Consider the following 7,375-nt stretch of genomic DNA (forward strand, 5'->3'; position numbering starts at 1 on the left):
TCCGCGAAACTACCAGCCGCGAGCCGCCGCGTGATCGCCGTCGGTGCCCGGCTACTGCCGTGGCGCTCGCTCCGGCGCGGTTACGGGGGCACCGTCGGTGTTGACGGCTTCCAGCGCGCGACCGGTGGTGCGGGGGCCGAGTGCCGCGACGTCGACGGCGACGACGACCATGGCCGCCGCGACGGTGACGAACAGCCAGTTCGGCCCGGCTCCCTCCAGCAGCGGCACCAGGACGAAGGGCATCGCGGCCGTGGCGAGGCGAGACAACGAGTAGGTGCCGCTGGCCGCGGTCGAGCGCACGCTCGTCGGGAAGATCTCGGCTTGGTAGATGTGGAACGCGTTCGAGAACACGTTGCTGGTGGCCGTGTAGAGGAAACCGAACACGAGGACCAGCGCCATCGAGCCCGAGTACCCGAACGCGATGCCGAACACCGCCATCGCCAGCCCCGTCCCGATCACGAGGAACTTGCGCTCGAAACGCTCCACGACGGGCAACGACAGGGCCGAGCCCAGCGGATAGCCGAGATAGGTCACGGCGGTGAACAGCAGCGACTGCGAGACCGGGTAGCCCTTCGCGGTGAGCACGAGCGGCACCAGCGTGCCGAAGCCGTAGTAGCCGAAGGTCTGCAGCAGATGGAACACCACCATCATTCCGGTGCGCCGGCGGTAGGGCGGGCGCAGCAGTGCGCGCGGCGGTACCGCGGGCTCGTTCACCGGCGCCGCCGCTGCGGGCTTCTGCTCGGTGATGCCTGCTTCGGCCTCGAACGCGGCGACCACGCGGTCCGCCTCTTCGGTGCGCCCGACCGCCTGCAGCCAGCGCGGCGACTCAGGCAGCCCGCGGCGGAGCGCGAACACCACGACCGCGCCGAGCGCGCCGAGAACGAACATCCAGCGCCAGCCCGGAATGCCGAGGATCTTGCCCTCGGTGATCCCCTTGGCGAGGAATCCGACGACGGGTACGCCGCAGAACGCCAGGGTGTAGGCGAGTGCGATGAAGCGGCCGCGGTGGCGGGCCGGCAGCAGGTCGGTGAGGTAGGTGTCGGCCAATGGTGGTTCGGCACCGAGCCCGAGGCCCGCGAAGAACCGCGTCACCAGAAGCATGACCGCGTTCGGGCTGAACGCGCCGAGCAGTGAGAACACCGAGTAGAAGCCGAGGTTCAGCAGGAAGGCGCCGCGGCGGCCGAACCTGTCGGCGAGCCGCCCCAGCAGCAGCGCCCCGAGGAACATGCCGACGAACGTGGACGCGAGCAGGGGCGGCAACGCGGCCTTGCTCAGGGCGAACTCTTTGACCAGCACCGAGCTGAGCACCCCGGCGAGGAACACCTCGTAGAACTCGAAGAACAAGCCGAGCCCCACGGCCACGGTCGCCCGCCGGTGGGTCCGGGTGATCGGCAGGACGTCCATCCTCGTCGCGATCGCGGCACCGATATCGGCCATTGAGCGTCTCCTTTGACTCTACGCATTCGCGATGTGATTCGGAGACTCATGATGCGGTTCTACAACCGTGTGCGTCAAGCCTACGACAACGTCGAATGACCGTAAATCAGCTCGCGTCGTCGCGACGAACGCCGGCGCGATAGCCGAGACGACGCGAGGCCTGCTGGGCCGCTTCCAGCACGAGCCCGGCGAGTTCGGGCACATCGGCGGGCGCGAGCCGCTGAGTGGGCGCACCGATGCCGATCGCGGCGACGACCTCGCCGGTGAGCCCGTAGACCGGGGCGCTGACCGACGCCGCGCCGAGGTCGCGTTCCTCGAAACTGGCGGCGTAACCCGCGTCGCGGATCTGCTCCAGCTGCTCGGTCAGCACATCGATGTCGACGACCGTGCGCGGGGTGAACCGGCCAAGGCCGTGCGCGACCGCGTCCTTGCGGGCAGCGGGATCGAAGGCGAGGAACACCTTGCCCGCGGACCCGGCGTGCAGGGGCATCACCATGCCGACGACGAAGAGCCGGACCACCGGATGGCGCGACTCCGCGAGCGCGACCACCGTGCGGTAGGCGCCGTCACGCACATAGAGGCACGCGGTCTCGCCCGTCCGATCGCGCAGCCACTGCAGCGCGGGCCGGGTGAGCCGCACCAGGTCGAGACCGAACGTGCCGGGCGCGGCCAGCCGCACGAACTCCAGGCCGATGCGGTACTGGTCCTCGTCCCGGTCGAGCAGGCCCTCGCGGACGAGGTTCTGCACCAGGCGCTGGCAGGTACTCGAGGGAAGGCCGGTCGCGCGGATGATCTGCTGCAGCGTGAGCTCGGGCTGCTCGATGGTGAACGAGGCGAGAATCTGCTTGAGCTTCTGCAGCACCAGTAGCGGCGCACTGCTCGCCTTGCCGTTGTCTCCGGCCATCCTCGCTCTTCCTCGCCCCGCCGACCCTCCCGGCATCGTAGCCGTGATGGAGATCGCTCTTGCGTTCGACGCTCGTGCTCATAATATGGGTTTGCAACTCACCATATGGGTGCAAGGAGGGTTTGGATGACGGGACGGGGACCACTCGCCGGAATCCGGGTGATCGAGCTGGGCAACTTCATCGCCGCTCCGACCGCGGGCCGGCTGCTCGCGGACTTCGGCGCCGAAGTGATCAAGGTCGAGCGGCCGGGCACCGGCGACGAGTTGAGGCGCTGGCGCCTGCACGAAGGCGTCACTTCGCTGCTGTTCCGCACGCTGGGCCGGAACAAGAAGTCGATCACCGCCGACCTCGCCAGCCCCGCGGGTCGCGAGGCCGTGTGCCGGCTCGTCCGGAACGCCGACGTGCTGCTGGAGAACTTCCGCCCCGGCACGCTCGAGAAATGGGGGCTCGGACCGGACGAGCTGCAACGCGGCAATCCCGCGCTGGTGATCGTCCGGATCTCCGGATACGGCCAGACCGGTCCCTACCGCGACCGGCCCGGCTTCGGCGGGGTCGCCGAAGCCATCGGCGGCCTGCGCGCGCTGACCGGCTGTCCCGGGCAGCCTCCCGTGCGGGTCGGCGTCAGCCTCGCCGATTCCGTCGCCGGGCTGTACGCGGTGATCGGCGCGCTCATGGGACTGCTGGAGCGGCGGTCCGGCGAGGTTCACGGGGAGGTCGTCGACGTCGCCCTCTACGAGGCGGTGTACTCCCTGATGGAATCACTCGTGCCCGACTACGACGCGTTCGGCGCGGTGCGCGAGCCCGCCGGCGCCAGCTTGCCCGGGATCGCACCCTCGGGCACTTACCGTTGTGCCGACGGAAAGTACCTTGTCGTCAGCGGCAACGGCGACGCGATCTTCGCCCGGCTCATGCGAGCCGTCGGGCGAGCCGACCTCGCCGACGACCGCCGCATGGCCGACAACCACGGCCGCGTCCAGCACGCGCACGAGCTGGACGCGGTCATCGGCGAGTGGACCGCACGCCACACCCTGGACGAAGCCTCGACGCTGCTGGCCGAGGCGGCGGTGCCGTGCGGTCCGATTCTCACCGTCGAGGACATCGTGCACGACCCGCACTACACCGCGCGCGGCATGCACGAACACCACACCGTCCGCATAGGACAGTCCAAACGTGACGTGCTGTTCCCGGGAATCGTGCCGAAGCTGCGCAACCGGCCGGGCCGCACACGCTGGCTCGGACCGGAGCTCGGCGAGCACAACACCGAACTGCTGCCCACCCCGGCGAAGGAGAACTGACATGGCCGACCACGTGCTGATCACCGACGTTGCGCTCCGCGACGGGCTGCAGGACGAGCCGGTCACGCTGCCCGGCGCGGAGAAGCTGCGGCTCGCACGCGGCCTCGTCGACGCCGGCCTGACCTCGCTCGAGGTCGGGTCGTTCGTGAACCCGGCGAAGGTCCCGCAAATGGCCGACACCGAAGACGTGATCTCGGGTCTGGCCGGGATTCCCGCGGCCGCGCACGCGCTGGTGTTCAACGAACGCGGCGCCTACCGGGCGATCGACTCGGGCGCCCGGCACGTCCGGCTCGTCGTCTCCGCCAGCGACGGGCACAGCAAGGCCAACGCCGGCCTGGATACCGCCCGTGCGCTCGACCGTCTCGGCAAGACCGCGGAAGTACTCGTCGGCGCCGGGATCGGCCTGGAAGCGTGCATCGCAACCGCCTTCGTGTGCCCGTTCGACGGCGACACCGACCCCAGCCGTACCGCTGAGGTCGCCGACCGCCTCATCGCACTCGGGGCGCGGGTAGTGCACCTGGCCGACACGATCGGCGCGGCAGGCCCGAGTCAGGTGGCCCGCAGCGTCACCGCCGTCCGCGACCGCAACCCCGCACACCCACTCGGCCTGCATCTGCACAACACCTACGGCATGGCCTCGGCCACCGTGCTGCGAGCGTTGCAGCTGGGCATCACCCGCTTCGACGCGGCACTCGGCGGGATCGGCGGCTGTCCCTTCGCCCCCGGCGCGTCGGGCAACATCGCGACCGACGACCTGGTCAACCTGCTGCACCGAGAAGGCATCAGTACCGGCATCGACGTGGTCAAGCTCGCCGCCGTCCGCGAGCAGCTCGCCACCCTGCTCGGCCACCGGCTTCCCTCCGCGCTCGCCGCGATTCCCGCGGTACCAGCCGCTTTCGCGGGCAGGTAGTCCTCGAAGCGCCGATTTTGGGATGCTCGCGGTGGCGTCGTCGGTGACAGGCTTGGTCGTCGGCGGGTGTACACCGGGCCCGCCTCGGTCGCGGAGATGCTGCGCGGCCACGACGCGGTGACGCTCGTGGTCGCGATTCCCTGCTTGGCGGTGTCGTTGCGTGCGGCGCGCCGCGGCTCGGACCGTGGGCTTCCGGGATGGGCGGGGACGCTGGCGTATCTGACCTACACCTACGCGTTCACCGCACTGGCGACCTCGTTCAACGACCTGTTCCTGCTCCACGTGGCCGTGTTCGGCGGCAGCCTGTTCGCATTGATTCTGACGGTCGCGGCCGCGGACGTCGCGGGCATCGCCGGCCGGTTCGGCACCCGCACACCGCGACGCGTCGTCGCGGCGATCCTCGGCGTGCTCACCGCCGGGCTGGCCGGTATGTGGATCTACGCCGTCGTGCGGTACGCGGTCACCGGCGTGAGCCCCGCCGGGAGCGCGTTGGTGGAGCCGGACAGCGTGACGCATTTCGGGATCGCACTCGACCTCGCGGTGCTCACGCCTGCCTATGCCTTGGCGGCGGTGCTGCTGTGGCGGCGGGCCGCGTGGGGTTATCTGCTGGCCGCGCTCGCGCTCGTCTCCGGGACGCTGCAACAGCTCAGCTACCTCGTCGCGCCGCCGTTCCAGGCCGCGGCGCACATCCCGGGTGCCGTCCCGGTGGATCCGGCCGAGCCCGTCATCGTCGCGCTCTATCTCGTCGCCGGCGGGCTCCTGCTGTGGAACGCGGGCCGTCGAACCGCGGACGACCTGGGCTAGGGCCTCGCTATGGTCGAACAGCGGTTGCCCGGCGTCCCGGTGCAGGGTCATCGCCACCGGGAGACGCTGCGCCGTTGAGGCGCTCGCGCGCCACAGCTGCTACCGTCGGAAACGTGGCAGGTGAAGACGACATCTCCGGGTGAGCCCCGGACCTGACCGGCCCCCGGCACCTACCGCCGCGGTGGCCTCTTTGTCGTCCACCCGAATCCCGCGCCGCTGATGCGCGTCCCACATTTTCCGAGGTCTCACTTTCATGTCCGATTCCCGCATCGTCGTGTCCGGCCTGTCCTTTTCCTGGCCGGACGACACCCCCGTTTTCGACCAGCTGTCCGTCACCGTGCCCGACGGCCGCACCGGCCTGGTCGCCCCAAACGGCGCAGGCAAGACGACCCTGCTCAAGCTCATCGCCGGCGTGCTGCGGCCGGCCGCGGGCAGCGTGTCCGTCGACGGCCTGCTCGGCTACCTGCCCCAGGACCTGCCACTGACCGGCGAACCGTCGGTGGCCGAGGTGCTGGGCATCGGACCGGTGCTGCGCGCGCTCGACGCCGTCGAGTCCGGTGACGTCGCCGAGGAACACTTCACGACGATCGGCACCGACTGGGACATCGAGGAGCGCACCCGCGCCCAGCTGGACCGGCTCGGGCTCGGCGACGTCGCGCTCGAGCGGACGCTGGACACGCTGTCCGGCGGCCAGATCATCTCGCTCGGGCTCGCCGCCCAGCTACTCAAACGGCCCGACGTGCTGCTGCTCGACGAACCCAGCAACAACCTCGACGCCGAGGCCCGCCGCAAGCTCTACGCCGTGCTCGACGACTGGCCGGGCTGCCTGCTCGTGGTCAGCCACGACCGCGCCCTGCTCGACCGCATGAACCGCATCGCCGAACTCGACAGCGGCGAAATCCGTTACTACGGCGGCAACTTCACCGACTACGAGCAGGCCGTCCACGCCGAGCGCGAGGTGGCGGAGAAGAACATCCGCAACGCCGAGCAGGAAGTCAAGCGCGAGAAGCGCGAAATGCAGCAGGCGCGCGAGCGGGCCGCCAAACGGGCGAGCAACGCACAGCGGAACATCGCGAACGCGGGCCTGCCGAAGATCCTCGCCGGGGCCCGCAAACGCAACGCGCAGGAGTCCGCCGGCAAGGCCGACGGCACGCACGCCGCACGCGTCAGCGCCGCCAAGGCCAAGCTCGATGCGGCCGAACGGTCGCTGCGCGAGGATCAGAAGATCGTCCTGGTGCTGCCGCAGACCGCGGTCCCCGCGGGCCGCACCCTGTTCCTCGGCGAGGGCTTGCGCAAGCGGGACCTGTTCGGCGACGGCGTCGATCTGGCGATCCGTGGCCCGGAACGCATCGCGCTGTCCGGTGTGAACGGGTCCGGCAAGTCCACGCTGCTGCGGATGATCAACGGCGAGCTGGAACCCGACGGCGGCGAGGTCACCCGCGCCGACGGCCGGATCGCCTACCTGTCCCAGCGCCTGGACCTGCTCGACGGCGAGCGCACCGTCGCGGAGAACCTCGCCGCGTTCGCCCCGGCGATGCCCCCGGCACAGCGGATGAACCTGCTGGCGCGCTTCCTGTTCCGCGGCGACCGGGCGCACCTGCCCGTCGCGGTCCTCTCCGGCGGGGAACGGCTGCGCGCCACGCTCGCCTGCATCCTGTTCGCCGAACCCGCGCCGCAGCTGCTGTTGCTCGACGAGCCCACCAACAACCTCGACCTGATCAGCGCCGGACAGCTGGAAAGCGCGCTGAACGCCTACCAGGGCGCGTTCGTCGTGGTCAGCCACGACGAACGTTTCCTCGGTGAGATCCGGATCGGCCGCCGGCTGCGGCTCGGCGAGGGCAGGCTGACCGAGACCGCCGCGCCCGCGGACCACTTCAGGCTCCGGACTTGAGTCCGGTGGAGATGAGGTCCATGACGCTGGAGTCGGCGAGGGTGGTGACGTCGCCGATGGCGCGGTTTTCGGCGACGTCGCGTAGGAGGCGGCGCATGATTTTGCCGCTGCGGGTTTTGGGGAGTTCGGGCAC

The 7,375-nt window shown here is 70.2% G+C and carries 6 protein-coding genes; 4 read left to right on the forward strand and 2 right to left on the reverse strand.

What is annotated here, in order from left to right; genetic code table 11:
- Positions 1-51: 51 nt before the first annotated feature.
- Complete coding sequence (locus HFP15_RS29390; protein WP_168520014.1) at positions 52-1,437, reverse strand: MFS transporter; 1,386 nt, start codon at positions 1,435-1,437, stop codon at positions 52-54.
- Positions 1,438-1,543: 106 nt separating this feature from the next.
- Entirely contained in the window at positions 1,544-2,341 is a 798-nt protein-coding gene (locus HFP15_RS29395) for an IclR family transcriptional regulator (RefSeq protein WP_168520015.1), read from the reverse strand.
- Positions 2,342-2,467: 126 nt separating this feature from the next.
- On the opposite strand from HFP15_RS29395, the gene HFP15_RS29400 reads away from it, so the two are divergent.
- The 4 genes from HFP15_RS29400 to HFP15_RS29415 all read left to right on the forward strand — a co-directional run bounded on the left by HFP15_RS29400 (position 2,468) and on the right by HFP15_RS29415 (position 7,242).
- A complete protein-coding gene (locus HFP15_RS29400; RefSeq protein ID WP_168520016.1) occupies positions 2,468-3,637 on the forward strand; it encodes a CaiB/BaiF CoA transferase family protein in 1,170 nt (389 codons plus the stop codon).
- 1 nt (position 3,638) lies between these two features.
- Positions 3,639-4,547 (forward strand): hydroxymethylglutaryl-CoA lyase, encoded by a 909-nt coding sequence (locus HFP15_RS29405; protein ID WP_168520017.1) that lies wholly within the window; start codon positions 3,639-3,641, stop codon positions 4,545-4,547.
- 66 nt (positions 4,548-4,613) lie between these two features.
- Positions 4,614-5,351, forward strand: a complete 738-nt coding sequence (locus HFP15_RS29410) for a hypothetical protein (protein ID WP_168520018.1) — start codon at positions 4,614-4,616, stop codon at positions 5,349-5,351.
- Positions 5,352-5,604: 253 nt separating this feature from the next.
- Positions 5,605-7,242, forward strand: coding sequence for an ABC-F family ATP-binding cassette domain-containing protein (locus HFP15_RS29415; RefSeq protein WP_168520019.1), 1,638 nt, complete (start codon positions 5,605-5,607; stop codon positions 7,240-7,242).
- Positions 7,243-7,375 lie beyond the last annotated feature (133 nt).

This window comes from Amycolatopsis acididurans (assembly GCF_012328925.1).
Classification (GTDB): Bacteria; Actinomycetota; Actinomycetes; order Mycobacteriales; family Pseudonocardiaceae; genus Amycolatopsis_E; species Amycolatopsis_E acididurans.